Annotated in this window: 24 protein-coding genes; 12 read left to right on the top strand and 12 right to left on the bottom strand. The window is 40.1% G+C overall.

Annotated features, from left to right (window positions below):
- Nucleotides 1-155: 155 nt before the first annotated feature.
- Nucleotides 156-1,859 carry a septation ring formation regulator EzrA gene (gene ezrA / locus MHI58_RS14115; protein ID WP_045034167.1) on the top strand — a complete coding sequence of 568 codons (1,704 nt, stop codon included), beginning with the start codon at nucleotides 156-158 and terminating at the stop codon, nucleotides 1,857-1,859.
- A 40-nt stretch (nucleotides 1,860-1,899) separates the two neighbouring features.
- Here the strand turns inward: ezrA and brnQ (MHI58_RS14110) are convergent, their stop codons facing one another.
- A complete protein-coding gene (gene brnQ / locus MHI58_RS14110) occupies nucleotides 1,900-3,243 on the bottom strand; it encodes a branched-chain amino acid transport system II carrier protein (RefSeq protein ID WP_017367859.1) in 1,344 nt (447 codons plus the stop codon).
- A 214-nt stretch (nucleotides 3,244-3,457) separates the two neighbouring features.
- On the bottom strand, nucleotides 3,458-4,801 hold the full coding sequence (gene brnQ / locus MHI58_RS14105) for a branched-chain amino acid transport system II carrier protein (RefSeq protein ID WP_045034166.1): 1,344 nt from the start codon (nucleotides 4,799-4,801) through the stop codon (nucleotides 3,458-3,460).
- A 202-nt stretch (nucleotides 4,802-5,003) separates the two neighbouring features.
- Between brnQ (MHI58_RS14105) and MHI58_RS14100 the strand changes: the two genes are divergently transcribed.
- From MHI58_RS14100 to MHI58_RS14070, 7 genes are all read left to right on the top strand, one after another.
- On the top strand, nucleotides 5,004-6,146 hold the full coding sequence (locus tag MHI58_RS14100) for a cysteine desulfurase family protein (protein ID WP_045034165.1): 1,143 nt from the start codon (nucleotides 5,004-5,006) through the stop codon (nucleotides 6,144-6,146).
- A 4-nt stretch (nucleotides 6,147-6,150) separates the two neighbouring features.
- The gene (gene thiI / locus MHI58_RS14095) at nucleotides 6,151-7,356 is read left to right on the top strand and encodes a tRNA uracil 4-sulfurtransferase ThiI (protein WP_045034164.1); all 1,206 of its coding nucleotides are present in this window, start codon (nucleotides 6,151-6,153) and stop codon (nucleotides 7,354-7,356) included.
- An 89-nt stretch (nucleotides 7,357-7,445) separates the two neighbouring features.
- Entirely contained in the window at nucleotides 7,446-7,658 is a 213-nt protein-coding gene (locus MHI58_RS14090) for an alpha/beta-type small acid-soluble spore protein (protein ID WP_003216385.1), read from the top strand.
- A gap of 221 nt (nucleotides 7,659-7,879) precedes the next feature.
- Nucleotides 7,880-9,460: an acyl--CoA ligase gene (locus MHI58_RS14085; RefSeq protein ID WP_025207794.1), complete on the top strand. Its 1,581-nt coding sequence runs from the start codon at nucleotides 7,880-7,882 to the stop codon at nucleotides 9,458-9,460.
- Between the two features lie 136 nt (nucleotides 9,461-9,596).
- Nucleotides 9,597-10,211, top strand: coding sequence for a LysE/ArgO family amino acid transporter (locus tag MHI58_RS14080; RefSeq protein WP_025207793.1), 615 nt, complete (start codon nucleotides 9,597-9,599; stop codon nucleotides 10,209-10,211).
- Between the two features lie 286 nt (nucleotides 10,212-10,497).
- Nucleotides 10,498-11,250 carry a hypothetical protein gene (locus MHI58_RS14075; RefSeq protein WP_045034162.1) on the top strand — a complete coding sequence of 251 codons (753 nt, stop codon included), beginning with the start codon at nucleotides 10,498-10,500 and terminating at the stop codon, nucleotides 11,248-11,250.
- Between the two features lie 15 nt (nucleotides 11,251-11,265).
- Complete coding sequence (locus MHI58_RS14070; protein ID WP_008356320.1) at nucleotides 11,266-11,442, top strand: hypothetical protein; 177 nt, start codon at nucleotides 11,266-11,268, stop codon at nucleotides 11,440-11,442.
- A 52-nt stretch (nucleotides 11,443-11,494) separates the two neighbouring features.
- Here the strand turns inward: MHI58_RS14070 and MHI58_RS14065 are convergent, their stop codons facing one another.
- Nucleotides 11,495-11,926, bottom strand: coding sequence for a MarR family winged helix-turn-helix transcriptional regulator (locus MHI58_RS14065; RefSeq protein ID WP_045034203.1), 432 nt, complete (start codon nucleotides 11,924-11,926; stop codon nucleotides 11,495-11,497).
- A gap of 119 nt (nucleotides 11,927-12,045) precedes the next feature.
- Here MHI58_RS14065 and MHI58_RS14060 point away from each other — a divergent pair, with 119 nt between their 5' ends.
- Nucleotides 12,046-12,633, top strand: coding sequence for an NAD(P)H-dependent oxidoreductase (locus MHI58_RS14060; protein ID WP_017358293.1), 588 nt, complete (start codon nucleotides 12,046-12,048; stop codon nucleotides 12,631-12,633).
- A 105-nt stretch (nucleotides 12,634-12,738) separates the two neighbouring features.
- Entirely contained in the window at nucleotides 12,739-14,088 is a 1,350-nt protein-coding gene (locus MHI58_RS14055) for an amidohydrolase family protein (protein ID WP_045034161.1), read from the top strand.
- Nucleotides 14,089-14,128: 40 nt separating this feature from the next.
- Here the strand turns inward: MHI58_RS14055 and MHI58_RS14050 are convergent, their stop codons facing one another.
- Together MHI58_RS14050 and MHI58_RS14045 are read right to left on the bottom strand one after the other, a co-directional pair.
- On the bottom strand, nucleotides 14,129-16,066 hold the full coding sequence (locus tag MHI58_RS14050; protein ID WP_045034160.1) for an ABC transporter permease: 1,938 nt from the start codon (nucleotides 16,064-16,066) through the stop codon (nucleotides 14,129-14,131).
- A complete protein-coding gene (locus tag MHI58_RS14045) occupies nucleotides 16,056-16,817 on the bottom strand; it encodes an ABC transporter ATP-binding protein (protein ID WP_007501759.1) in 762 nt (253 codons plus the stop codon). Before MHI58_RS14045 ends, MHI58_RS14050 begins: the two co-directional genes overlap by 11 nt.
- 298 nt (nucleotides 16,818-17,115) lie before the next feature.
- Between MHI58_RS14045 and MHI58_RS14040 the strand changes: the two genes are divergently transcribed.
- Both MHI58_RS14040 and MHI58_RS14035 read left to right on the top strand, forming a co-directional pair.
- Complete coding sequence (locus MHI58_RS14040) at nucleotides 17,116-17,460, top strand: PadR family transcriptional regulator (protein WP_045034159.1); 345 nt, start codon at nucleotides 17,116-17,118, stop codon at nucleotides 17,458-17,460.
- Entirely contained in the window at nucleotides 17,451-18,695 is a 1,245-nt protein-coding gene (locus tag MHI58_RS14035; RefSeq protein WP_045034158.1) for an FtsW/RodA/SpoVE family cell cycle protein, read from the top strand. Before MHI58_RS14040 ends, MHI58_RS14035 begins: the two co-directional genes overlap by 10 nt.
- 74 nt (nucleotides 18,696-18,769) lie before the next feature.
- Here the strand turns inward: MHI58_RS14035 and MHI58_RS14030 are convergent, their stop codons facing one another.
- The 7 genes from MHI58_RS14030 to MHI58_RS14000 form a co-directional block, all read right to left on the bottom strand.
- Entirely contained in the window at nucleotides 18,770-19,774 is a 1,005-nt protein-coding gene (locus tag MHI58_RS14030) for a sensor histidine kinase (RefSeq protein WP_045034157.1), read from the bottom strand.
- Nucleotides 19,774-20,463, bottom strand: coding sequence for a response regulator transcription factor (locus tag MHI58_RS14025; protein WP_025207787.1), 690 nt, complete (start codon nucleotides 20,461-20,463; stop codon nucleotides 19,774-19,776). The genes MHI58_RS14030 and MHI58_RS14025 overlap by 1 nt, the downstream gene beginning before the upstream one ends.
- Nucleotides 20,464-20,572: 109 nt before the next feature.
- Nucleotides 20,573-21,496 carry an iron-hydroxamate ABC transporter substrate-binding protein gene (locus MHI58_RS14020; RefSeq protein WP_045034156.1) on the bottom strand — a complete coding sequence of 308 codons (924 nt, stop codon included), beginning with the start codon at nucleotides 21,494-21,496 and terminating at the stop codon, nucleotides 20,573-20,575.
- 190 nt (nucleotides 21,497-21,686) lie between these two features.
- Nucleotides 21,687-22,286, bottom strand: a complete 600-nt coding sequence (locus tag MHI58_RS14015; RefSeq protein WP_007501749.1) for a response regulator transcription factor — start codon at nucleotides 22,284-22,286, stop codon at nucleotides 21,687-21,689.
- The gene (locus tag MHI58_RS14010) at nucleotides 22,283-23,419 is read right to left on the bottom strand and encodes a sensor histidine kinase (RefSeq protein ID WP_041506724.1); all 1,137 of its coding nucleotides are present in this window, start codon (nucleotides 23,417-23,419) and stop codon (nucleotides 22,283-22,285) included. The genes MHI58_RS14015 and MHI58_RS14010 overlap by 4 nt, the downstream gene beginning before the upstream one ends.
- Nucleotides 23,420-23,535: 116 nt before the next feature.
- On the bottom strand, nucleotides 23,536-24,591 hold the full coding sequence (locus MHI58_RS14005) for a fatty acid desaturase (RefSeq protein ID WP_007501745.1): 1,056 nt from the start codon (nucleotides 24,589-24,591) through the stop codon (nucleotides 23,536-23,538).
- 189 nt (nucleotides 24,592-24,780) lie between these two features.
- Entirely contained in the window at nucleotides 24,781-26,223 is a 1,443-nt protein-coding gene (locus MHI58_RS14000) for a DEAD/DEAH box helicase (protein WP_045034155.1), read from the bottom strand.
- Nucleotides 26,224-26,316 lie beyond the last annotated feature (93 nt).

Genomic DNA, 26,316 nt, shown 5'->3' with positions numbered 1-26,316 from the left:
TCTTGAAAAAACATACATAAAACCGTGAATGGATCGTATTGGGAAAAATACAATCCTGCTTATAAAAAACAAATGCAAAGCGGACACGAAAGGGTTCTCAGGTCTACTCGGGACACTACCCTGACATCACTTAGATCACAACAAGGGGGCTCATTATGGAGTTTATCATCGGTTTAATTGTCATTTTGCTTGCTTTGTTTTCAGTCGGTTATTTCCTCAGAAAAAATATATATAAAGAGATTGACCGATTGGAAGCATGGAAAATTGAAATTTTAAACAGATCAATTGTAGAAGAAATTTCAAAAATCAAACATTTAAAAATGACCGGAGAAACAGAGCAGTTTTTTGAAAGATGGCGTGCAGAGTGGGACGATATCGTCACAGCCCATCTTCCAAAGGTAGAGGAGCTATTATATGATGCAGAGGAGTATTCTGATAAATATCGATTCTCCAAAGCGAAGCAAGTCCTTGCGCATATAGGAGATCTGCTCACCGCTGCTGATTCAAACATCGAAGACATTTTAAAAGAGATTGCAGACCTTGTCACAAGTGAAGAGCAAAACCGAAAAGACATCGAGAAGGTCAAAGAGCAATATCAAACGGTACGAAAAAATCTACTTGCTTACAGCCATTTATACGGCACCCTTTATGACAAAATGGAGCAGGACTTAGATGAGGCCTGGGAAGGGATCAAGCAGTATGAAGAAGAGACAGAAAACGGAAACTACATGACAGCAAGGAAAATTTTGCTTGAGCAAGACCGCAGACTCGATCAGCTGCAATTATATATCAATGATGTACCGAAGCTCATCGCAGACTGCAAACAAACTGTGCCAGGTCAGCTGACGAAGCTGAAAGACGGTTATAAAGAAATGACAGACAAAGGCTACAAGCTAGAGCACATCCAGATCACAAAAGAGCTGGAGAACTTGAATAAACAGCTGACCCGGGCGGAGAAACTGCTGATTGATGAACTCAATTTAGATGAAGCATCAAGCATTCTGCAAATGATTGATGATGCGATTCAGACGCTGTATGATCAGCTAGAAGCAGAAGTAGAAGCAGGTCAGGAAATCAAGAGCAAAATGCCTGAGCTGACCGAGGCATTTGAAAAACTTGAACAAGACCACACGCAGACTAAGGCAGAAACGACTCTTGTGAAAGAAAGCTACAAGCTGACAGCGGGAGAGCTGGATCAGCAGAAAGCCTTCGAAAAACGATTAGAAGAAATTGAAAAGCTCATGAAGCAAATACGAGAGAAGCTTGATCGTGACCATGTCGCATACACATTATTAATGGATGAAATCAATCAGCTTGAGACCTTTATTGAGGAAGCCAAAACGCTTCATGAAGCGTTTAAAGATCACCTTCAATCGTTACGAAAAGAAGAATTACAGGCAAGAGAAACATTGGCTGAACTTAAAACCATGCTGACAGATACAGTGCGCCAGCTGCACAAAAGCAACATTCCAGGTGTGCCTGCTGACATCAAAGAACGTGCTGAAAAAGCGCAGGAGATGATTCAGCAAGTGCAGGAGCAGCTAGAAAATTTGCCGCTGAATATGCTAGCAGTGAACCAGCAATTAAAAGAAGCCTCTGAAACAGTCAGACAAGTGGTTGATGAAACACATGACATGCTTCGTAAAGTGGATCAAATTGAACGGATTATACAATACGGCAACCGGTTTAGAAGTCAAAACCACATTCTTTCAGAGCAATTAAAAGAGGCAGAACGAAGATTTTATGCCTATGATTATAACGATTCATTTGATGTGGCAGCAGCTGCTGTCGAAAAAGCATCACCTGGAGCCGTTCAGAAGCTTTTAACTCAGCAAGAAAAAGAATATCAGCATCAATAAAAAAGCTGAAGTCCATTTTAGGACTTCAGCTTTTTCCATGTTATGAAGCTTGCTTTTGGCGTTCTTCTGAAGCAGAAGAAGTGAATAGAGAGATAACAAATCCAATTACGATTCCGAGTATGGCAGGTACAATCCAGCCAATGCCAAGGTCATATAGCGGCAAGATCGTTTGAAAGAGATCTTTCACAGGACCAATCGGCAGTTTCGCCGCTGCTAAGCCGTCAAACAGACTGACGCAGCCAGTTAAAATCAAAGTAAGGACATACACAGGTCTTCTATGACCAAGCCATTTGTCAGCAAGTGATAAGACGATAATCACAATCGCTAACGGATAAATCGCAGTTAACACAGGTACTGAAAAAGCGATAATATGAGCAAGTCCAAAATTTGAAATGATAAAACTGAATAATGTGACGAGTGTAACGACCATTTTATAAGAAAGTTTAGGTAATAAATTTGAGAAATACTCTCCGCACGATGTCACGAGACCGATACTTGTAGTTAAACAGGCAACCGTAATCGCCGCACCTAACACAATATTTCCTAAACTGCCAAAAAGAAATTGTGAAGACTGAGCCAAGATCTTACTGCCATCTCCAACAAAACCAATGGCGTGTGTACTTGAAGCACCTAAATAAGCAAGTGATAGATAAACAAATGTTAATCCGCAAGCTGCAATTAGGCCTGCTTTGATACAAGCAGATGTCAGGGCCTTTTTACTTGTCACGCCGCGTCCTTTAATAGCGTTGATGACAACAACTCCAAACACAATAGATGCAAGAGCGTCCATGGTTTTATAGCCTTCTAAAAACCCTTTGAAAAATGATCCATTGCTATAGGACACATCAGGTGTGCCAATGACGCCCATCGGTGTCAAAATGGCTTTGACGATGATAATCAAAATGATCGTAAATTTGATCGGTGTTAATACTTTCCCTACACGATCCACAATTTTCGTTGGATTTAGCGCAAGATAGTACGTAATACCAAAAAAGGCCAGTGTAAATAAAAAAAGTGAGAGCCAAGCTGGTACACCAGCTAAAAAGGGTAGTGCACCAATTTCATATGAAACCGTTCCTGTACGAGGAATAGCGAAAAGTGGCCCGATAGATAAATATAAAATGACGGTAAACGCTGTTCCAAAAGCTGGGTGAGCTTTATCAGCTAATCCTTTCGCATCTCGACCTGTCAAAGCGATTGCAATAATCCCTAGAAGAGGTAAACCGACACCTGTTAATAAAAATCCGCCCATTGCTTTCCACACATTTTGCCCAGCATATTGCCCAAGCTCTGGTGGATAAATCATATTACCGGCGCCGAAGAATAGAGCAAACAGCATAAAACCTATGATAACCGTATCTTTCGTCGACAAAGTTGCCTTCATTGCATTTAAAGCCTCCATTATTATGTTGAAATATTCTGTTAATTAGTTGCTAGGTAACCGTTCATCATTAACAATCACTAATTATAAAGGATGTACGCCTGATGTCAACATGTGTTTTCGTACAAAAGTCATGAATTTTTCTATTTTAGTATATGAAGAACAATAAAAAAAACATCCCCTTCTTCTTTGGAAGGGGATGTTTTGGCTTGTGATGTTATGAGGCAAGTTGCTTTGGTGGGCTGGTAAACATGGAAATAAGTACACCAATCAAAGCACCGATAATAGCGGGTATGATCCAGCCAATGCCTAAATCGTAAAACGGAACAATTGATTTCAAGATGCCAGGCAATCCGCCTAGATTCACTTCGGCAGCTAATAATCCATCAATGATGGCAAAGAAACCAGTAAAGATGAGAGAAGTGATATAAATGATTCTTCTGCCGTTAATCCAGCGGTCAAGGAACGATAATAAAATAATGACAATGGCCAGTGGATAGATGGTCACAAGAACTGGAACAGATAGTGAGATGATCTGTGCGAGTCCAAGGTTTGCAACGAATGTGCTAAATAGAGAAACAATTAGAACGACGGTACGATAAGAAAGTGCTGGGAAGAGCTTTGAAAAGTATTCTCCACATGATGAAATAAGTCCAACACTAGTCGTTAAACAAGCGAATAAAATGGCTGCGCCAAGAACAATGTTACCAGCAGAACCGAATAAAAAGTTGGCAGAAAGTGAAAGCAGTTTGCCGCCATCATTTGCTCCAACCATTCCCGTGGCATCGGGGCTTGAAGCACCCACATAAGCAAGTGAAATGTACACGAGTGCCAGTCCAACAGCTGCTACGAGTCCTGCCTTAATACAAGCTGCTGCAAGAGATTTTCGCTCTGTGATGCCTCTGTCCTTAACAGCTGTCACCACGACGATTCCAAATACGATAGAAGCAAGTGCATCCATTGTTTTATAGCCTTCTAAAAATCCAGTGAAAAGCGGATTTGCCTCATATGTTTTATCTGGAGCACCGATCATTCCCATTGGCGTAGCAATGGCTTTAATGACAATAATAGCAATAACAGTTAATAAGATCGGTGTCAAAATTTTACCAATACGATCAACCAGCTTTGAAGGATTTAACGCAAGCAAGTATGAAATAGTGAAAAACACTACGGTAAAGATGAATAGTGGTACCCATGAAGTGGCTTGGGCACCTGAGAGAAATGGAGCTAATCCTATCTCATACGAAACCGTACCAGTTCGCGGAATGGCGAAAAATGGTCCAATGGATAAATACAGAATAACGGTGAAGATAGTCCCGAATTTAGGGTGTGCTTTATCGGCAAGACCTTTGGCTCCGGTACCTGTAAGGGCGACAGCAATAACCCCTAATAGTGGAAGACCTACGCCTGTAAGTAGGAATCCACCGATGGCAAGCCATACGTTTTCACCAGCATATTGTCCAAGAACAGGCGGGAAAATCATATTTCCTGCGCCAAAGAATAATGCAAAAAGCATTAGTCCAATAGCCAATGTTTCTTTTATACTTAAACTATTTTTCAAAATAGTCCCTCCTCAATCAGTGTATTGTGTCAAATTTAAATATTCTGACAATTTAGGTGTTTATATGACAATTGCACTATGGATGATATAGTGAAAATGAAAAGTTGTCAACTGCCATTTTCAGAAAATTCTCTGTCTGACTTCATTATGGTAACATATAAATGCATTTATTTTTTAAGTTTTTTTGTAAGGAGTTTAAGATATGATTTATCTTGATAATAGTGCCACAACAAAGCCTTATCCAGAGGTTTTACAAGTACATCAGCAAGTGAGTGAACGTTTTTTTGGGAATCCGTCTTCGCTGCATCAACTTGGAATTGATGCGAGCCGTCTATTAAGTGAAACGCGAAAACAAATCCTTCACTATACAGGTTTTACACAATATGAGATTATTTTTACTTCAGGTGCAACAGAAGCAAATAACATAGCCATCAAAGGGGCTGCTCTTGCCAAGATGAACCGAGGCAGACATATTGTCACAACAGCGATTGAGCATCCATCTGTCATCGAATCGTTTGAACAGCTGAAAACATTATTTGGCTTTGATATTTCCTATATTCCAGTAAATGAGCATGGCCGTGCAGATATGACGCATTTAAAAGAAGTGCTTCGCTCTGATACAGTGCTTGTCAGTCTCATGCATGTAAACAATGAAACAGGCGCGATTCAGCCGATAGAGGAAGCGGCCAGCATCATTCGGAAGTATGCCAAAGAGGCGATTTTTCATGTCGACGGCGTACAAGGAATTGGCAAGGTTCCGCTGCCTAAAGAGATGGATATTGATCTTTTAACGATGTCTGGTCACAAAATTCATGGCTTAAAAGGCACAGGAGCGCTCTTTTTAAAGAAAGGTGTAGTGCTTGCCCCATTTATCACAGGAGGAGAGCAGGAACTAGGCCTTCGCTCAGGGACTGAGAACCCTGCTGGAGCTGTCAGTTTAGCAAAAGCCATAAAGCAATCATTTGAACATTTAAACAAGCATCATGATGAGATGATCGCTTTAAAAACAGAGCTAGAGCAGCAGCTTGGAAAGATAGAAGGCGTCGTCATAAACACACCGCTGACGCATAGCGCACCGCACATTGTGAATTTTTCAGTGCCAGGTATTCAGATCGAAGTCCTTCTGCATATGCTCGAAAAAGAAGGCATTTACGTTTCGACAACGTCTGCTTGTTCTGCTAAGAAAAAGGAACCAAGCCGTGTCCTGCTGGCGATGGGAAAATCAGAAGAAGCAGCCAAAAGCAGCATGAGAATCAGTTTGACATATGGACAAGGACCAGAGCTAGCGCCGCAAATCATCACATCGATCGCACAAAGTGTGAAAAAATTAAAAGGAATGAGATAACAACATGAAGTATGACCATATTTTAGTCCGTTTTGGTGAGATTTCAACAAAAGGGAAAAATAGAAAGAAATTTATCGAAAAACTAAGGCAGCATATCCGCTTTGTATTGAAAGATTTTGAAGCATTAAAGTATGCATCTGACAGAGACCGCATTACGATCATGCTAAACGGAGAAGACCCTGAACCGATTTCAGAACAGCTTAAAGGTGTATTTGGCATTCAAAGCTTTAGCCTGGCTGTAAAATGTGAGACAAATCTTGATGCCATCAAAGAAGCGGCACTCTCAGCGGTTCAGGAAGTGTATGAACAAGGAAATACATTTAAGGTCTCAACGAAACGCTCTTATAAACAATTTGAGCTTGATTCAAATGAAATGAACCGAGAAATTGGTGGACATGTTTTAAGGAATACAGACAACTTAACCGTTAATGTGAAACAGCCAGATGTTCACTTGCGAATTGAAATAAGAGAACCTGCGACGTACATTACATTTAAAGATGTAAAAGGTGCAGGCGGACTGCCAGTTGGTTCAAGCGGAAGAGCGATGCTGATGCTCTCTGGCGGCTTTGACAGCCCAGTGGCAGGCTATCAGGCAATGAAAAGAGGCATTCAAATTGAAGCTGTTCATTTCTTTAGCCCGCCTTATACAAGTGAACGTGCCAAGCAAAAGGTCATTGATCTAGCGGAATGCTTAGCTGCCTATGGAGGCGAAGTCAAGCTTCACATCGTTCCTTTTACGAAAATCCAAGAGCTCATTCACAAACAAGTACCAGAAAACTATACGATGACTTCAACGAGAAGAATGATGCTCAAAATTGCAGATAAAATAAGAGACAAGCGTGATGCGCTTGCCATTATTACAGGGGAAAGCCTTGGTCAAGTGGCAAGTCAGACACTTGAAAGCATGTATGCCATTAATCATGTCACAAACACACCGATCATTCGCCCGCTAATTGCCGTGGATAAGAATGACATTATCGAAGAAGCGAGACGAATTGGCACATATGAGACAAGCATTCAGCCATTTGAGGATTGCTGCACGATCTTTACGCCGCCATCTCCAAAAACAAAACCAAAGCTTGAAAAAGTAGAACGCTACGAAAGCTTTGCTGAATTCGAGCCAATGCTTGATGAGGCAGTGGAGCAGATCGAAACAATCGTTGTCACAAATGAAAAGAAAGCAGCTGACAAATTCGCTGATTTATTCTAAATAAAAAATTTCATAATAATTACCATAAAATCAATCGCATGAAGTCATGTGTTTCTACACATTCTATATTCACAAGGAGGTGAGAACACATGGCTCAACAAAACAGACAAAGCAGTTCTAATCAATTAGTCGTTCCAGGCGCTGCACAAGCGATCGACCAAATGAAGTACGAAATCGCTTCAGAATTTGGCGTAAACCTTGGACCAGAAACAACAGCTCGCGCTAACGGATCAGTTGGTGGAGAAATCACTAAGCGTCTTGTATCTTACGCTCAACAACATATGGGTGGCGGATCTTTCTAAGACACACAATTAAAAAGCTATGGCTTATGAGCGGGTTCATCCCCGCTCTTTTTTTTGTACATAAATTGTTAGAATATTTTTAAAAAAGAAGACGAAATGAAAAAATCATGGCATAATACTAGGAGTAGGTCCTAATTCAAGCATTTTTCAGTTATGAGTGTTAGAATAGGTAAATTGAAACATGATTCGTTTCATAGAAAGAGGCTAAAAGGAGCTGTACCATGAAAAGAGAAGACTTAATTGCACCAGAACAATATAACTTAGTCAGTGAGATTGAAGCGTTCAGTCATGACCAGGAGAAAATCGCCCTGCACTGGCAGGACGGAAATGGCCATGAAGCGCATGTGACATATGCAGCATTAGTGGAAGAGGCGAATAAAATTGGTCATGTTCTATTAAATGCAGGCTTTAAAAAAGGCGATAAAATCATTGTGATGGTACCTCGTATGCTAGAGGCATACAGCATTTATTTAGCCATTTTAAAAACAGGAATGGTTGTAATTCCTTGTTCAGAAATGCTTCGCGCTAAAGATATAGATTACCGAATTGAACATGCAGAAGCAAAAGGAGCGATTGTTTACGCATCATTCATTCAATCGTTTGAAGGAACCAACCAGCCAAAAGATTTCAAAACATTCTCGATTGGTGAGAATGATCATGGCTGGACAAACATTGTTGCGCAAAAGGAAGAGCAGTCAAGCGAGTTGAAATTGGCAGACACAACACGTACGGACATGGCGTTTCTCTCTTATACATCAGGCACAACAGGTAACCCAAAAGGGGTTGTTCATACACACGGCTGGGCGTATGCACATTTACGTACTGCGGCCAAAGCATGGCTCTCCATTAATGAAGGGGATAAAGTATGGGCAACAGCAGGACCAGGCTGGCAAAAATGGGTGTGGAGTCCTCTCTTATCTGTTTTAGGAAGCGGAGCAGAAGGTTTTGTTTATGGAGGGAAATTTAATCCGAATACGTACTTAGAGCTGCTTCAAAAAAATGAAATCAATGTTCTATGCTGTACACCAACAGAATATCGATTTATGGCAAAAGTGGATGACCTCAGTCAGTACGAGCTACCAAAATTGCATAGTGCTGTTTCTGCGGGAGAGCCGCTCAACCGTGAAGTCATCGATACGTTCAAAAAACATTTCGATATCGAAGTGCGAGATGGTTACGGGCAAACAGAAAGCACGCTGCTAGTCGGGGTGCTGAAAGGAATGGACATCAAGCCAGGCAGCATGGGCAAACCAACACCAGGCAATGAAGTAGAGATCATTGATGAGAATGGCCAGATCTGTGCTCCAGGAGAAATAGGTGACATTGCCGTTCATCTTGAAACGCCGGCTTTATTCAAGGAATACTACAAAGATGCAGAGCGTACAAAGGCGCAGCGCCGCGGGGATTACTTTATTACCGGTGACCGTGCGAAAAAAGATGAAGACGGGTATTTTTGGTTTGAAAGCCGCAGGGATGACATCATTGTCAGCTCAGGTTATACAATTGGTCCATTTGAAGTCGAAGATGCACTGATTAAACACCCAGCAGTGAAAGAATGTGCGGTTGTGGCAAGTCCAGATGAAATCAGAGGATCAATCGTGAAAGCATACGTCGTCCTGCGTGATGCATCTGCACAAAGCGATGAGCTGATTAAAGAACTGCAAACACACGTGAAAAATACAACAGCACCGTACAAATATCCAAGAGAAATCGAATTCATTGACGAGCTACCAAAAACTCCGTCAGCGAAAATTCGACGTGTTGAGCTGAGAGAAAGAGAGCTTGCACGAAAATCATCATAACAGTAGAAACAATAAGCGTCTGGATGGAAAATCATCCAGCGCTTTTTTTATTGGACAAATCAAATATGTAAAATTCGTTCATGATGTTTTATGTTAAAATGTGTAAGGATGACTTGAAAAGGAGAATGTTCTGAAAATGTCGATTGCGATAATTCATGGGATTGTGCTTGCCTTTGGTCTTATTTTACCTTTGGGCGCACAAAATGTATTTGTATTTCAGCAAGGAGCCCTTCAGCCTCGATTATATCGCGTACTGCCTGTGGTCATTACAGCTGCTCTCTGCGACACACTTTTAATTACTTTAGCTGTCATTGGGGTTTCGGTTGTTGTACTCACCATTCCTATCTTGCAAATGGGTCTTTTTATCATTGGATTTTTCTTTTTACTTTATATGGGTTGGTCGGTTTGGAACACGAGCTCCGCAACAGGTAATCAAGAAACGATAGACCTGATGCCTGTGAGAAAACAAATCATATTTGCCTGTTCCGTTTCACTTTTAAATCCTCACGCGATTCTCGATACAATAGGAGTGATAGGAACGAACTCTCTTCAATATCATGGGGCGGAAAAGGTGGCATTTACCGCAGCCTGTATCATTGTCTCGTGGTTATGGTTTATGGGTCTTGCCCTTCTCGGGAAAATGTTAGGAAAGCTAGATACAAACGGCAAGTGGATGAACCGGATCAATAAAGCCTCTGCGGTCATGATCTGGCTAGTTGCATTATATATCGCCTATCAGCTTATTGGATAAAGGATACATAGAGCAAAAGAGACGTGATGTTGAACATGTCATTTGAAGAAGCGTTGGATGGAAAACATCTGGCGCTTTTTTGTTGACTACTATCTCGGGAGAAGCTTCAGTTACATCCTGTTCATTTTTATCAGACATGCTGACGATTCAATTACCTGAAGGAAATGATATCAAGTAGGAGATATGCTACATTATTTATAGTGGTTTTTTTTGGTAAATAAGCCTCTTATGCCATTTTCCATAAAAAGGTATAATTTTTATGGGATTTATTAAAGGAGGCTACATAATGAAAGTAAGGAAGATGCTTGTTGTTTTATTATTCATTTCACTTCTATGCGGACAATATCCTGTGGGGAAAGCTGTTAGCATAGAAGAGGATATGCCTTTTGAAAAGATACAAAACAATAAAGTGGCTGAAAGGCTCATAAAAAAAACAAAAAAGAGCTTTCAATTTTTACAGGCAAAAGAAATAGCCTACAAAAAAGGGTATCAATTAAATGGAGAAAGTGTAGCAGTTCATTTGAATGATGCTAAAGCGAATGTTGTTTATTTTTATCTAACAAAGAAGAAAGCAGATAATCAGCTAGTAAGCACAGCATCATTTATTTCAATTTCACTAAGTCAGATAAAGTCCCATTATATTCAACTTGCGGAATACGATGAGCAAGGTAATTTACACTCATATTTCATTCAAAATGGAAAGTTGAAGAATGAGTTTCATATCAATCCAAATGGGGAGTTTTTAAAAGGATCTTTTACCTATGGTGAAAACGGTGCGAAAAAAGATATGATGGAATTAAATAGAAAAATTATGAATGCTGAAGATTCGGAAATTCAAACGAGCTTTAATTGGAACAAATTTTGGAGTTGTTTAAAAAAGAAAAGTGGCCCGAATGAATCTCTTCCGCTTCGTTCAATGGTTCTTGGGGCTTGTTATTATGTTTGTTTAACAGGACCTGTTGGTTGTATAGCATGTACAGTCATTAATGCAGGAATATCGGCTGGGATAGCAGGTTATTGTGTGAAAAAAGTTTGGTGAATTGGAGGTTTTCAAATGGCTCATAAAGAACAGCGTAAAGGGGCAGTGCTTGCTGTCTTTGATACATTGACGTTTGGTGTACCAGTCTTGTTGTGGAATTTATATAAGAATACGAATAAAACATTGAAGCTGATGATCCCGATTATTCCAATAGTAGGTTTCATCACGTATCTTTTGGCATCTCTTTACTAATGTGTTCAAAAATCATTTGCATGAGCGATACGCTCATGCTTTTTTCATTCGATCATTTTTTGAAGATGGTTTGATTTAATAGACGGAGAGCTTGTACGATATCATCCATTTGATTTTGGTCAGAGGAAGAAAGGCTGTCCATGAGCATGGATTCAATTTGTTGAAATGCTTTGTCCATGCACGCACGGCCTTTTTTAGACAGCATAATGACATGTTTTCGCTTGTCATCTTTATCTTCTTGTCTATCAATGAATTGTTTTTCGTGAAGTTTTTTCAATTCTCTGCTGACATTCGGAAGAGACATGTGCTGACAATCGGCGATTTCACTAGGTGTTAGCGGCTCACTGACGGCTAACTGCTCCAGAATCAAATATTGTAGAGTGGTTAGATCAGATGGTTTGATCTTGCTCATCATAGCATGTTTCAGCTCAGAAAAAGTAGAAGCAAATGTGACAAACTCTTTGAAAAAATGTGGGTTTTTCATCATTTTTCACCTCCTACATACTATATCAAATTTGTTATCAAAAAACAATTATCATTTGACAACTAAATGAGAGGGGTGTATGCTTTTGGTTATCAAATGATAACTAAAGGAGCCAAGTCATGAATGTACTCATTATTTATACTCACCCCCATCACAATAGTTTAAATGGTGCTTTTTTTAAAGAAATCCTAAAGGGCAGTGAAGAAAATCCAAACGTTCAAGAAGTGAGAATCATAGATTTATACCAAGACAAATTTGATCCTGTACTTATTTTTAATGAAGAGAAAAAAAGACGTGATATGCATAAGGACCCTGAGATTCAAGAATATCAAGAGAAAATCAAATGGGCAGACAACATCGTGTTTGTTTATCCGATTTGGTGGGGGAGACCGCCAGCCATGCTACTTGGTTTTATTGATCGCATGTTTGCAGCGAATTTTGCTTACCGTCAAACAGGCGGGCTGCTTCCAGAAGGCTTGTTAAAAGGAAAGAGGGCTGTATGTGTATCGACAATGCAAGGACCGACCCACTACCCTTTCTTCTTTTTGCAGAATGCCCACAAGGTGTTAATGAAACGAGCTCTTTTGCAATATGTCGGGATTAAACCGGTGAAGTTCTTTGAATTTGGCATGATGGAAAGTCCAAAAGGGAAGCATGACGTGAAATTAAAACGGATATACAACTATTTTCGGAATATCAGCTCATAAAACCACATTCCTTGAGTCACTTTTCTTCTAATTTGAACCTGTTATGTCTTAAAATGACAGAGAGAGTGAGTGACTCATTCTCTTTATTTGAAAAGGGGGATATGGATGAAGAAAACATTGTTTAAAGATGCGGCTCTTATCACACTTGATCCATCTTTAGGTTTTCTGGAGAAGGGAGATCTATTAATTGAAGGGGCACATATTTTAGAAGTCGGACCTTCGATTGAAGTAAGCGGTGCTGATGTTGTTGATGCGTCTGACATGGTCATCATGCCAGGGCTTGTGGATACCCATCGTCATGTGTGGCAGTCTGTCATACGGGGAATCGGAACAGATTGGTCTTTGCAAACGTATTTGAGCAAAATTTATTATGGCAATTATGGGGCGATGAGACGTCCATCAGATGATCGAATTGCTAATTATTTAGGCGCATTAGAGGCATTAGATGCAGGAGTAACCACATTTTTCGACTGGACGATGATCAATTCTATGGATCATACAGAAGAACTCATTGGAGGTTTAAAAGATGCGGGTATTCGAGCGGTCTTTGGTTTTGGTACCTCTGGAGATGCAGCGTATTGGGACAGAGAGAGTACGCTCACGAATATGGAAGACGCAGCCCGCGTGAAACAAAAACATTTTCAATCATCGGATCAGCTGTTGACGATGGGACTTGCCATTCGTGGACCTGAATTTTCTTCATGGGAGACGACCGTCTTTGAAATTGAAACAGCGAGATCACTAGATGCATTATGCAGTATGCACATTGGCTTTGGAAATTGGGGAGCGGCGGATCGATCGATTGAGCGGCTTCATCAAGCAGGGCTGCTCGGGCCTGATTTGAATATGGTGCATATCAATGCAATTGATGCAGATCAAATGAAGATGTTAGCTGACAGCGGAAGCTCTATCTCAATTACACCTGAGATTGAAATGATGATGGGACACGGATATCCTGTCACAGGGCTCGCCATTGAAAATGGCGTTCTGCCAACGCTTGGTGTAGATGTGGTGACAGCGACAGGCGGAGATTTATTTACCCAAATGAAATTCGGACTACAGGCGGAGCGGGCGATTCAAAATCAATCTTTATTGATGGAAGGGACGATGCCAGGGCCTGAACTTGGATTGTCTGCACAGCAAATGCTTGAAGCAGCCACAATAAATGGGGCTCGTGCCTTGAAGCTTGATGACAAAATTGGCTCACTCACACCTGGAAAAGAAGCTGATTTTCTCTTGATCGATCGGACAAGCATGAATCTTCTTCCGATGACAGATCCAGCTGGAGCAGTTGTGCAAACGGCACACCCTTCAAATGTTGATTCTGTCTATGTGGCTGGAAAAGCAGTGAAACAAAATGGGAAGCTAGTTGGAGTGAACGTAGAAGAGATCAAACAAAAAGCTTATGCGGCAAGAGATCATATTTTATCGCATCAGTTTGAATCAACAACATGACGTGCAATATCCCCATAGGCCAGTGCCTATGGGGAATACTTTACAACGATTCTTTAATGACTTTTTTATAATATTGGACAGATAGGAATCCGAAGACGGAGTATAAAACGGTATAAATCGTCATGACAATCAGCATAGGTGTCCACAGTTCGCTGCCAAATAAAAACCAGCCAGATTGTACAGCAAAGTAGCTGTGCAAGAGCCCGACGAGAAGCGGAATGCCAAAGTTGAAAAGCTGTTTGAGCCGAATGCCTTTTAAGAGATCTGTCTCCGTAAAACCAAGCTTACGCAGAATCGTGTATGAGCTTTGTTCCTCTTCGCTCTCATTCATCTGTTTGAAGTATAAAATACAGCCTGATGTCACAAGGAAGCTGAGGCCTAAAAATCCAACTACAAACATCATCAGTCCGATGGTTTGTTTTTGCTGCTGAGTGGTAGCAAATCTAGACATGCTTTCATCACTCAATTTCGCAGACATAAAGACGTCATTGGCTTGTTCAACTTTTCCCTCATCTTTTATATTGATCGCAATATATTGGTTATTCTCAAGCTGCAGTTTAGGATCTTTGTTTTGATCCAGCTGCTCAAAGACGTTTTGACTGACGACAGCAACAGGCAGGCCGCCAGAAGTAAACTGGTAAGAGATTAAATGATCCTTTTTCATATCAATTACTTTTAAATCAATTGGTTTTTTTATTAAAAGTTTCACATCACCAGAGCTTTTAATCGGCATGAATTTTTTCAATAAATCATTGTAGCCACTTAACATGACTTCGTTGTTCTCCACATGAATATTTGGTACGTTTTTCTCGCTGATCACAGGTAGTGTTAAGACTCCTGGAGCTTTATTCACACTGCTTAACTTCGTATCGATGATTTGATTTGCATCAAAATCGGCTTGAATGACCTCGAACTGCTTTTTCTCATAGGCAATATGCTGATCAGAAAGTGCACGAGTGAATGTGCCAGCATCTTTCTCTGATCCCATGACAAAATGTGGTGGAATTTGCTGTTCAGCTGTTTTTTCTGCTGAGTAGTAGGAAATATAGCTGAGTGATAACAAACCGATGGCAAGTGCAGATACGGTAGTAATAATCGTTAACAGCAATGCATTTGATTTTAAACGGAACATGATCGACGATAAAGACAAGACTTCATGAATGGCAAGGTAGCCATTTTTTCTTTTTCGTACGATATTGGCAATAAATGAAACAGAGCCTTTATAGAAAAGGAAAGTACCAATAATGACAGAACCTAAAATATAGATCATGGCTAAAGATAACGAAAACATCGATGTGTATGAGCCATTAAAAAGCTGAGAAGAAATGTAATAGCCTGAGCTGATAAAGGCAATGCCTAGAACCCCGATGATGATTTCAAAGACAGAGATTTTTTTAATACGCTGCTCTGTAGAAGAGGTTGTTCTAAACAAAGCTAAGATCGTTTGCTTCTGAATAAAACGTCTATTTCTTAGCATGATGACAACATAAATCAAGAGAAACACGATGATTGTTTGCAAAAGAGCCGTGCCAGAAAAATGAAGATTGGCAATTGCATGAACACCTGTCACTTTAAATAGAACCATCAGCATCAGCTTTGAACCGATAAATCCGGCCAATATTCCAATAGCCATCGAAATCATATAGAGGATAAAATTTTCTGCATGGAGCAGCTTGGCAATTTTTTGTTTCGTCATTCCAATGAGCTGCAAGAGACCGATTTCTTTTCCTCTACGTTTGATGAAAATGCTATTTGCATATAAAAGGAAGATACCGACGATGGCGATCAGCAGAATAGAAGCGGCTTTAATGGACGCACCGCCTTTAATAGACCCTTTCACATCATCAAGTGCTGGTGAATACTGCAAGGTGACAAAGGAAAAATAGAGCGCCACACTAAATACAAGTGCAAACACGTATAAATAGTAATTTTTTAAGTTTTTCTTCAGATTGCGGAAGACGAGCTGATTAATGTTCATGCTTCACACCGCCTAAAACACCTTGCGTTTTCATAATATCCTCGAAAAACATCTTTCTCTCTAGTGCGCCTTTATTCAATTGTGTATAGATCTGTCCATCTTTGATAAAAATCACTCGTCTTGAATAACTGGCTGCAACAGGGTCATGCGTCACCATGACAATGGTTGCTTTGCGCTTGTGATTGAATTCTTGCAGCTTGTTCAGTAAGTCAGACGCTGATTTGGAATCAAGTGCTCCGGTTGGTTCATCAGCAAAAATGAGGCTTGGTTCATGAATAAAGGCACGTACCGCAGATGTCCGTTGCTTTTGTCCCCCAGACAGTTCATTTGGATATTTGTCTCTTAGTTCATAAATCCCCATATCCTCTGCAAGCTGTTGAAAGCGTTCAAAAGCTTCTTTTTTAGGCGTTTTGGAGATGGATAATGGCAAGAGGATGTTCTCTTTAACTGTGAGTGTATCAAGTAAGTTATAATCCTGAAAAACAAAGCCAAGCTGTTTTTTTCTAAATTCAGCAAGCTGCTGATCTTTCATTTGCGTCATTTCTGCATCTGCGATCCGAATCGATCCGCTGGACACATGATCAATCGATGACAATACGTTCAAAAGGGTCGTTTTCCCCGAGCCTGATGGCCCCATGATGCTGACAAATTCTCCAGCTTCTATCGTCAAATCAATGCCTTTCAGCACCTCTTGTTTATTAAATTTATTTCCATAGCTTTTATATAACTTGCGAGCTTCTAAAATGTTCATCTGTCGAACCCCTTTTTTATTTAATTGATATCTCTAGTATAAAAAGAAGCCGATCAGACTTCCTGCGATTTGGCGAACAAAACAGACGAGCATGTGACATTGTTGTCACATGCTTGTTTTATATGTCAAAGCCTTATGTAGAATTCAGATTGTTATTCAATTATTTTATCTGTTTTTCGCTATGATGTAACAAATTTCTTGTTTTTTTCTGATGAACCTTTACAGAGTATGTGATTTCATGTAAGATATGCATATCAAATATATGCATAGTAAATCTATGTATTAGAGGTGACGATGGATGAAAGTGAGTAAAGAGCTTCTAAAGGGGAGTACTGCTACCCTTATTTTAAGCTTGTTAAGTGAAAAACCAATGTATGGATATGAAATGATTAAGCAATTGGAGTCGAAATCCGAAGGGATTTTTAGCTTCAAAGAGGGAACCATTTATCCTATTTTGCACACTTTGGAGGGGAAAGGATTCATTGTGTCTTACTGGGGCGAAGGGAATGGCAATCGAAAAAGGAAGTATTACAAGATTAATGAACAGGGCAAAGCGTTTATGAAGGAAAAGAAGGAAGAATGGAATGTCTTCAAAGATGCAGTAGATGGCGTTTTGAATGGGGAGAAAGTCGTATGGGACTAGAGAAAAAGTTTGAACAATATATCAAAAATGTGTGTAAACGAATCAAAAATAAAGACGTACATGCAAGTATAAAGCTTGAGCTTCGTGATCATTTATACACGCTGAAAGAGGAAGCGGTAAGTGCGGGCATGTCAGAAGAAGAGGCGGTAAATCAAGCGCTCGATCAAATTGGAGATGCAGCCATACTCGGAATGCAGCTCCATGAAACACACAAAACTCAAGTGGACTTTAAAACGATACTTCTTGTACTAGCTACTTGTTCATTTGGGCTGTTTGTGATGTATTATTTTCAGTTTCATTCTCATTTACTGCATTTTCAAGACACGAATATCTTTTATAAAAGTCTCATTTACTATGTATTTGGTCTTGCGTTGATGCTTGGACTGTTTGCTTTTGATTATCGGCGATTTTTACCCTATTCATGGCATTTATACATAGGAACGATTGGAATGCTGATTCTTACAATGATGATTGGGACAAGAGTGAACGGTATTCTTTTTTTAAGCTTAAATAATGGATCGATCAATCTGACTGAAATTTTTCCATTTCTGATGATTATTTCGTTAGCGGGCATTTACCAATCTTGGAACTGGAAGAATGGTTTCAAGTCTTGGTTAGGATTAGCGATTGTCACTTTACCTATTATTTTATTACATATAGTCGGATCTCTTTCTGCAACCATCACCTTTATGGTCATATGCATAACGATGATGTATGTATCTCATGCAAGAATGAGACAGCTTATTCCGTTTACAGCAGCAGGTGTTGTCTATCTCATTGTTCAATTATTTTCTCTTTATCAAGCTGATATGTCTCACTTTTACCAATACTCACTTCATGAATTTAGCTCAAATGGTTTTCAGATAAATCCGTACGCATTGTATGATGTTCACACTGATTGGATGTTGACGTATATCATTTATTCATTCGGATGGTTTGCAGGATTGGCCGTTTTTATTTTGTTTGTGACTTTGATTTATAGAGTAGTTCATACAGCGAAACGAGTTCAATCTGCTTATGGCAAGATGTTAATGATTGGTTTGGCAACCACATTTGCAGCAAAATTTATCTTAAGTATTTTCACAAACTTTGGATTATTGCCTATATCAGGAGTTTCCATGCCTTTTATGAGCTATGGGGGATCTCATATTCTTCTAGAAATGATGTCAGTCGGGCTGCTAATGAGTATTTATAGAAGGAAACAGCTAGGAGAAATATGCCGTGAAGTAGCGTGATATGGCTGTATAAAATAACCCAATCTCTTCAATGCATCGTTGGATGAAGAGATTGGGTTTCTTGAACTGCATGTTCACATGCTTGCAATATGCACAAAATCATTCTTTTTCGGAAAGATAAAGGTGAAAGTTGTCCCTTGATCTAATGTGGAGTTGACCTCGATTGTGATATGAAGAGCGTCAGCTCCCTTTTTTGTTAAATAGAGCCCCATGCCTGTGGAGGCCGTGTCATTGTGATGTCTTGTGGAGGTAAAGCCTTTTTCAAAAATACGGGACACGTCTCTTGGGTCAATTCCTCTGCCTTGATCTGTGATGGTGAGCACCACTTGTTCGTTCATTTGTTTGCTTTCGATGATAATGTCAGATGATTGGCTGTACTTGACGGCGTTTGTCAGCACTTGTCTGATCATAAAGGATAACCATTTTGTATCACTTAATACGTCTCGCTTTTCTAATAAAAGGTCAAAGCCAATTCCTTTTTGCATACACCACGATTGGAGCGCTTTGATTTCTTTCGTTAGCATGTTTTGGAGATCCAGTTTTTCAATAAATAAATCATTTTCAATATGTTGGATCCTGCTTTGATGCAGCTGTGCATCAAGGAGTAAATGTATTCTAAGCCATTCATATGTCATATTTGATTTGAGCGGCTGTTCTGTTATGCGGTCAATCATTAAGTGCATCGCCGTGAGCGGCGTTTTCACCTCGTGTATCCATGAGAGCAGTTCATCTTTTTCTTCTTCCAGCGCAGTCTTTTGCTTAGCCGTCATCTGGCGGTATCGGTCAATTTGCTCTGACGCTGCCTCCTGTACAATTTGTTCAAAGGGGGAAGAGGGTTTGAGACGTATTTGATGGTCTATGTTTTCATCCCATTCTTTCAGTTGCATGTAATAAGCAGTTTCTTTCCGATAACGAAAAAAAAGAAAAACAATGAAGAGTAATGTAGACAAAAGCACGATATAAAAAAGAGAAGCGAGTGGAATTGTTGTATCCAAATATGCAACAAAGAGAATGAGAAGCTGCAAACTAAGAAAGAACAAGATCCAGCTTCGTCGTTCTTTTAGAAATGCTTGCAGCATCATTGATCATCCTTTTCTTTTGCAAGATAACCTTGACCCACTTTTGTTTCAATGAAGGCGCCAAGGGAGATTTCGTCTAGTTTTTTTCTAAGGCGGTTGACGTTTACAGTGAGTGTATTGTCACTCACGAATCGTTCATCGTCCCATAAAGCTTGGATGAGAGATTCCCTTTTGACGATATGGTTTTTATGCTGAATTAATTCTTTTAGAATAAAAAACTCATTTTTTGTTAATTCAATCTCACCGTTTTCATTTGTCACTGTATTATTTTCGAGGTCAAGGGTAGCGCCGCACCAGACTTTTAAGTTGGCTGGTTCCGCATTATAATCATGGACTCGGCGAAGAACAGCACTTACTTTGGCGATGAGAACGTCAAAGTGAAAGGGCTTTTGTACAAAATCATCAGCTCCAAGCTGCATCGACATGACCATATCAGCAGGATGATCACGAGAGGAAAGAAAGATGATGGGCACATTAGAATGATGCCGAATCATCCGGCACCAATGAAAGCCATCGTACTTTGGCAGTTGAATATCAATAATGACTAAATCAGGCTGGATGGAAGTGAACTCCTGCATGACCTGTTGAAAATTGTTGATCCCATACACATCATAAGACCAGTTGACTAAACGTTCTTTGATTTCTTGGAAGAGGGTTGTATCATCCTCAATCAGCAAAATTTTAAACAAAACGAGCACCACACTTTTTGAATTACTTGTACATCATTGTAGCGGAAAACAGGCACTCCCGCTAGAAGCAGACAGCAAAAAAGCAAGGGAAGAGATCCCTTGCTTCGGTTTATTTACCTAAAAAGTGCTTTTTAAAGAATGATAATTGATATTCAAGTGTGAGTGGATCATTAAAGTAAAACTCTTCCGCATTTGCTTCATACACACGATGTTTTTTCACAGCAGGAATGGACTTATAGATTTCACTGTTTTGATAGGAATTGTCCATCTCGCTGTTTTTGCTAATGATCATATAGTCTCCGGCAAATTCAGGGATGACCTCTTGTGATACCGCATAATAACCAGCTTTTAATGCTTTTTCTTTTACTTTTTCCGGCATTTTTAGTTTCATTGCTTGGTAGAGGATTTCTGTTCCGCGACCCCACGCATCTCCAAAGACGTAAAGATCTTTTGTGCCGCTTTCAAAGACAGATACGGTTGCATCTTCACCAATTTTTGCTTTGATTTCTTTGCCAGCTTCAGCTGCACGCTGTTTGAAATCCTTGACCCATGCTTTTGCTTCTTTTTCTTTGTTTAAGACTTTTCCAATTTCAATATGCTGCCGAAGGTAATCGACTTTGTTATACGTGAATAAAACGGTAGGGGCGATTTTTTTCAGTTTTTCTACATTTTTTGCACCGCTTAAACCGATGATGACATCAGGCTTTAGCTTCATGATTTTTTCTACATTTTCATCGGATACTTCTTCCACATTTTTTAATTTCTTTTTGAAACGTGGATTCTTTTTTGACCAAGAGTCAACGCCCACAAGGTTCACACCAAGTGACAAGACATTTCCTGTATAAGAGGCGAGAACAACAACACGTTTTGGATTTGCTGGCAGCTTCACAGGTCCATTTTCAGATTGATATGTAATCGTGTCTGATGACGTTGATTGATTTTTTCCTTTATTTGAGGAAGAGTTGCTGCTATTGCCACATGCGCTCAACGCAAGTACGAAGATGAGCATCAGAGGGAACAATATTTTCTTCATGAATGTAAACTCCTTTGAAATCGGCACATCAGCCGTGTATTTGGTTGTATGAGTGATAATGATAATTATTATCACTCAGATATCATACCATAGAAGTGAGGTTTGTTGTCAATGATATTTTAGCAGTGGATAGAGGAATTCTGATAAAAAGAAAAAAAGATCAAGGCAGTGTATGACCTGATCTTTTTTCTTATTTAAACCAGCCTTTTTCTTTGGAACGAGTGATGGCTTCAATTCGGTTTTTGACTTCTAGTTTATCTAAAATAACGGATATGTAGTTTCGGACAGTGCCGCTTTTAATGCTGAGTTCCTTGGCGATTTCTTTTGTGTTTTTTCCGTCTGCGACGAGTTCTAGAACCGACTTTTCTCGTTCAGTTAAAGGATTTTCGTCGCTGTACAAGTCTTCCATTAATTCAGGGGCGTACACCTTTTTCCCTTTCATCACACTGCGGATGGCACTTGCCAAATCCTCGCTTGGGCTGTCTTTCAGCATGTAGCCGCTAACGCCAGCTTTCAGCGCTCTTTGAAAATAGCCGGAACGGGCAAAGGTTGTTAAGATGATGATCTTCACATCAGATTTTTTGAGTTCTTCAGCGGCGTCGAGCCCAGATTTCCCGGGCATTTCAATATCCATTAAACAAATATCGACCGGATGTTTTTGAGCAAAATCAATGGCGTCCTGGCCGTTTGTCCCTTTTCCAACAACGGTCATATCGTCTTCTAAATCAAGAAGCGATCCAAGAGCACCGAGCAGCATTTGCTGATCCTCTGCGATAAAGATGTTAATCATTTTATTTCCTCCTTATCTTTCGCTGCTGAATCATTTGGAATACTCATGATCAGCTTCGTCCCGTCTTTTGTTTCAATGTGCAGGCGTCCATTTGCAAATTCCAATCTTTCTCTAATCCCTAAAAGGCCATGTCCCTTTGTTTGAGAGGATGGATCACCGCCTTTAAATGTGCCGTTATCCTCAACTGTAATGACAGCTTCCTTTGACTTTTGATGAATGGTGATTTGACAGACAGTGGCGTCGCTATGTTTGACGACATTCGTTACGGCCTCTTTGATGCACATGCTCAAAATGTTTTCGTTCAGAAGAGAGATGTGTTTCGGCGCTTCCTTTTCATCATAAATCATGTCAATATCGGCGGCTTCAAGGATTTGCTTGATGTTCAATATCTCATCTTTGATCCGAATACCTTTCATGGAAGAAACAATTTTCCGCACTTCATTTAGAGACGTTCTAGCTGTCTGTTGGACGCTTTTTAGTTCGGCGCGTGCCTGTTCAGGGTCTTTATACACGAGTTTACGGGCAAGGTCACTCTTTAAACCGATAAGAGAGAGTTTTTGTCCAAGTGTATCATGTAGATCACGAGCAATGCGCTGTCTTTCTTCAAGTTTGACAAGATCGGCGATCCGTTCATTGGCATTTTCTAATTTCTCTTCAAGGCGTTCACGTTCTTTTCGGCTTCGAATGCTGAGAGGGAGCAGAATGGCACTAATAAGTGTGATCACAACAAAAGGAATTTGTGTGAGAAACCATCCCTTTTTTAAAATCAAGCTAAAGTTCACTGCTACGGCGGCGCTCCCTAGATGAATATAGTATAAGATATAAAAAGGGACTTTTCTTTTAATGTGCCCATTGAAATAGGCGATGCAAAAAGCGAAATAAATATAGCTGTAGAGCATCACATAGCCTGTAGAAATCGCAATCAATAAAAGACCGAAGACATATAAAGACCAGCCTTTTGCGACAAAGGCAAAACGATACACTCCGAAAAAAACCACGTTCAAAATAATGCCAATGACAATACCTAAAGTCGTAGGCGTCTTTAAGATAAAATAGAAGGGCAGGATGAAAAAAATGGCCCATATATAGGGGGAAATCCCATGCAATTTTTGAATTTTAAACTGTTTTTTCATCCGTGTGCCACCTTTTCCGTTTTTCGTTCTTTTCCTTACTTTATCAAATCCAACTTACGGTTGCATCCTGTAAATGGCAACAAGCTCCTTCTAGAGTAAGAAAGAGCTTGCACCAATTATGCATTTTTCTTCAGAATGTCTCCTTTAATGACAGGTGCGGGCATCTTCTTAGATTGCCGTGCTTCTTTAAAGGTAACGAATGCTTTCGTTTCTTCATCCCAAAGTCTAAATTTCATTGATTCGATACTTGTTTTTAAAGTGATGGTTGGAACATTTTGAAGCGGCTCACTATGATCATGTGCATGCTCCAAGTGATAATTCGGTACCCTCGGACTTAAATGATGAACATGGTGATAGCCGATATTGCCTGTTAACCATTGAAGAAGCTTTGGTAATTTGTAAAAAGAACTGCCTTCTACTGCCGCCTGCACATAATTCCAATGTTCATCTGCTTCAAAGTAAGAATCTTCAAATGTATGCTGCACATAAAACAGCCATACGCCGATTGATCCTGAGATCAGGAAGATTGGACCTTGGACAAGCAGGAACTCCTGCCAGCCAAAAAGAAGACATGTTGCAGTTGCTAGTGCAATGATGCTCACGTTTGTGAAATACGTGTTCCAGCGCTCTTTTTTACGAGCATTTTTGACGTTGAAACGGTTTTTTAAGAGAAAAACAAAGATCGGTCCTAAAATAAACATCACAAAAGGATTACGGTAAAATCTGTAGCGAAATTTCGTCCAAGCTGATGCTTCTTGATATTCTTTGACTGTCAGGAGCCAAATGTCGCCAGTACCTCGTTTGTCTAGATTACTGCTTGTGGCATGGTGAATTGAATGATCTCTTTGCCATTGAAGATAAGGGAAAAGGGTGAGTACGCCCGTTACAAAACCGAACAGGTGATTCAGCGGCTTCTGTTTAAAAAAGGATTGATGGCAGCAGTCGTGAAAAATAATAAAGACACGTACTAAAAAACCAGCTGCAATCACCGCAAAGAAGAGGGTTAAAAGGTAGGAGATGTTCAGGCTATAATAGGCAAGAAACCAAAGCCCCAAAAATGGAATGAATGTATTAAAGAGTTGAATGATACTTTTTTTCGAATTAGCACCAGAGAATTGGCCAACTTGTTTTCTTAAAGTGGCTTGCTGCTGTGTGTTTGTTGAAGTCGTCATGAACGTTCAAGTCCTTTCCGTTTCTTTCTACTTCAAAGTATAGAAGGAAAGGTGTCATGCTCATAGTAGCACCCATCATGTATTCAATATGACATTTGTCATGTTGGACGCGGGAAAGGCTGATGGTTCAAGGGTTGTAAGCTTATTTTATTTTAAATAAAAAAAGTAAAGGCGCTTAGCCTTCACTTTTTATGCACGTGCTTCATGTACTTTTAACTGCTTGCCTTTAATCGTTGTGTGACGCATGGCATTTAGCACAAGAGGGCCTTTGCCATTTAAAATATCGACATATGTTTTCGTTTCCTGAATGGTAATAATCCCAATGTCATCAAACGCAACGCCATCTATTTTGGCGATTGTTCCAACGAAATCAACTGCCCGGAGTTTCTTTTTCTTCCCGCCGTTAAAATAAAGCTTCATAATATCTTTCTCTATGCCGGCCTGCTTATTTTCCTTTTGAATCGGTGTTTCAATTTTTTCTTCAAAGCTTGCCACATGCTGTTCTGCTTCTTCTTTTGTAGGATAAGGCTGAATTTGAAAATGAATGTCAGCTTCCTCTTTTAATTCTTCAATGAGCGTTTGCCCGTGCCTTGTCATAAACGCAATCGTTTTTCCGCTTTTACCCGCTCTGCCAGTTCTTCCGGTCCGATGAATATAGCGTTCTTTTTCATATGGCAAGTCGTAATGAATGACATGTGTCATATCACTGACATCAATTCCTCGGGCTGCAATATCTGTTGCGATCAAATAACGGAATTCCCCGTTTTTGAATTCATCCATGACAGCAAAGCGGTCTTCCTGCCTCATCCCGCCATGAATCTTATCGCAAGGAACATCCCACTCATCCAGCTTCATCGTCAGCTCATTCACTCGCTCCTGCGTATTGCAAAAAATAATACAGCTATCTGGATTTTCAATGACAATTGTTCGTTGAAGTAATGAAAACTTGCCTTCTTCCTCGGTTTCAATCAAGGTGTGGGTGATATGCTGCTTCGTCGTTTCCTCCCGAGCAATCTCTATCACTTTTGGCGATTGTAAAAACTGCTCACTCAAATCCTTCATTTCATCAGACATCGTCGCTGAAAATAACATCGACATCCGCTTTGGCGGCAGATGCTGAATAATAGAAGAGACTTGATCAATAAATCCCATGTTCAGCATTTCGTCTGCTTCATCTAACACGAAAAATGACAGATTGTCTAAAGAAAGTGTCCCTTTTTCAAGGTGATCCAATATTCGTCCTGGCGTTCCGCACACAATGTGGTTCTTTTGTGAAAGCTCTATTTTTTGTGCTTGAAATGGAGCTTTTCCATAAATGGCGGCCGCTTTGATTCGTTTAAATCGTCCGAGGCTGGTCAGATCCTGTTTGACCTGCATGGCAAGTTCTCTTGTTGGGACGAGGATGAGGGCTTGAGGTTTATTCTCAGCCCAATCTACCATTTCACAAATTGGCAGACCGTAGGCTGCTGTTTTGCCACTGCCTGTCTGAGATTTGACAATGAGGTCCTGCTTTGAAAAAGCAACGGATAATGTCTCGTGCTGGACGGGTGTAGGTGTATGGAAATGAAGCGCTTCTAGCGCTTGTTTCAATTCATCGCTTAATGGATATTGATCAAAATGTTGTAATGGCATCGTGTTCTCCTTTTCGTACATGTATACTTGTGACATCATACCATATCTTTTCAAAGACACCATGACCTTGAATGAAAAGGCATGAAAAAAAGC

The organism is Bacillus sp. FSL K6-2869, from assembly GCF_040869405.1.
GTDB lineage: Bacteria > Bacillota > Bacilli > Bacillales > Bacillaceae > Bacillus > Bacillus altitudinis.
Note: the sequence above shows the minus strand (reverse complement) of the source record. Positions and strands in the feature narration are given on the sequence as shown.

Bases quoted from the DNA above. Each gene is read 5' to 3' on its own strand.
- MHI58_RS14035 (WP_045034158.1), top strand. From the start codon at position 17,451: ATGGGACTAGAGAAAAAGTTTGAACAATATATCAAAAATGTGTGTAAA.
- MHI58_RS14055 (WP_045034161.1), top strand. From the start codon at position 12,739: ATGAAGAAAACATTGTTTAAAGATGCGGCTCTTATCACACTTGATCCA.
- MHI58_RS14075 (WP_045034162.1), top strand. From the start codon at position 10,498: ATGAAAGTAAGGAAGATGCTTGTTGTTTTATTATTCATTTCACTTCTA.
- MHI58_RS14020 (WP_045034156.1), bottom strand. From the start codon at position 21,496: ATGAAGAAAATATTGTTCCCTCTGATGCTCATCTTCGTACTTGCGTTG.
- MHI58_RS14060 (WP_017358293.1), top strand. From the start codon at position 12,046: ATGAATGTACTCATTATTTATACTCACCCCCATCACAATAGTTTAAAT.
- thiI (WP_045034164.1), top strand. From the start codon at position 6,151: ATGAAGTATGACCATATTTTAGTCCGTTTTGGTGAGATTTCAACAAAA.
- MHI58_RS14030 (WP_045034157.1), bottom strand. From the start codon at position 19,774: ATGCTGCAAGCATTTCTAAAAGAACGACGAAGCTGGATCTTGTTCTTT.
- MHI58_RS14090 (WP_003216385.1), top strand. From the start codon at position 7,446: ATGGCTCAACAAAACAGACAAAGCAGTTCTAATCAATTAGTCGTTCCA.
- MHI58_RS14085 (WP_025207794.1), top strand. From the start codon at position 7,880: ATGAAAAGAGAAGACTTAATTGCACCAGAACAATATAACTTAGTCAGT.
- MHI58_RS14100 (WP_045034165.1), top strand. From the start codon at position 5,004: ATGATTTATCTTGATAATAGTGCCACAACAAAGCCTTATCCAGAGGTT.
- MHI58_RS14015 (WP_007501749.1), bottom strand. From the start codon at position 22,286: ATGATTAACATCTTTATCGCAGAGGATCAGCAAATGCTGCTCGGTGCT.
- MHI58_RS14040 (WP_045034159.1), top strand. From the start codon at position 17,116: ATGAAAGTGAGTAAAGAGCTTCTAAAGGGGAGTACTGCTACCCTTATT.
- MHI58_RS14070 (WP_008356320.1), top strand. From the start codon at position 11,266: ATGGCTCATAAAGAACAGCGTAAAGGGGCAGTGCTTGCTGTCTTTGAT.
- MHI58_RS14010 (WP_041506724.1), bottom strand. From the start codon at position 23,419: ATGAAAAAACAGTTTAAAATTCAAAAATTGCATGGGATTTCCCCCTAT.
- MHI58_RS14005 (WP_007501745.1), bottom strand. From the start codon at position 24,591: ATGACGACTTCAACAAACACACAGCAGCAAGCCACTTTAAGAAAACAA.
- MHI58_RS14045 (WP_007501759.1), bottom strand. From the start codon at position 16,817: ATGAACATTTTAGAAGCTCGCAAGTTATATAAAAGCTATGGAAATAAA.
- MHI58_RS14050 (WP_045034160.1), bottom strand. From the start codon at position 16,066: ATGAACATTAATCAGCTCGTCTTCCGCAATCTGAAGAAAAACTTAAAA.
- MHI58_RS14000 (WP_045034155.1), bottom strand. From the start codon at position 26,223: ATGCCATTACAACATTTTGATCAATATCCATTAAGCGATGAATTGAAA.
- MHI58_RS14065 (WP_045034203.1), bottom strand. From the start codon at position 11,926: ATGAAAAACCCACATTTTTTCAAAGAGTTTGTCACATTTGCTTCTACT.
- brnQ (WP_017367859.1), bottom strand. From the start codon at position 3,243: ATGAAGGCAACTTTGTCGACGAAAGATACGGTTATCATAGGTTTTATG.
- ezrA (WP_045034167.1), top strand. From the start codon at position 156: ATGGAGTTTATCATCGGTTTAATTGTCATTTTGCTTGCTTTGTTTTCA.
- MHI58_RS14080 (WP_025207793.1), top strand. From the start codon at position 9,597: ATGTCGATTGCGATAATTCATGGGATTGTGCTTGCCTTTGGTCTTATT.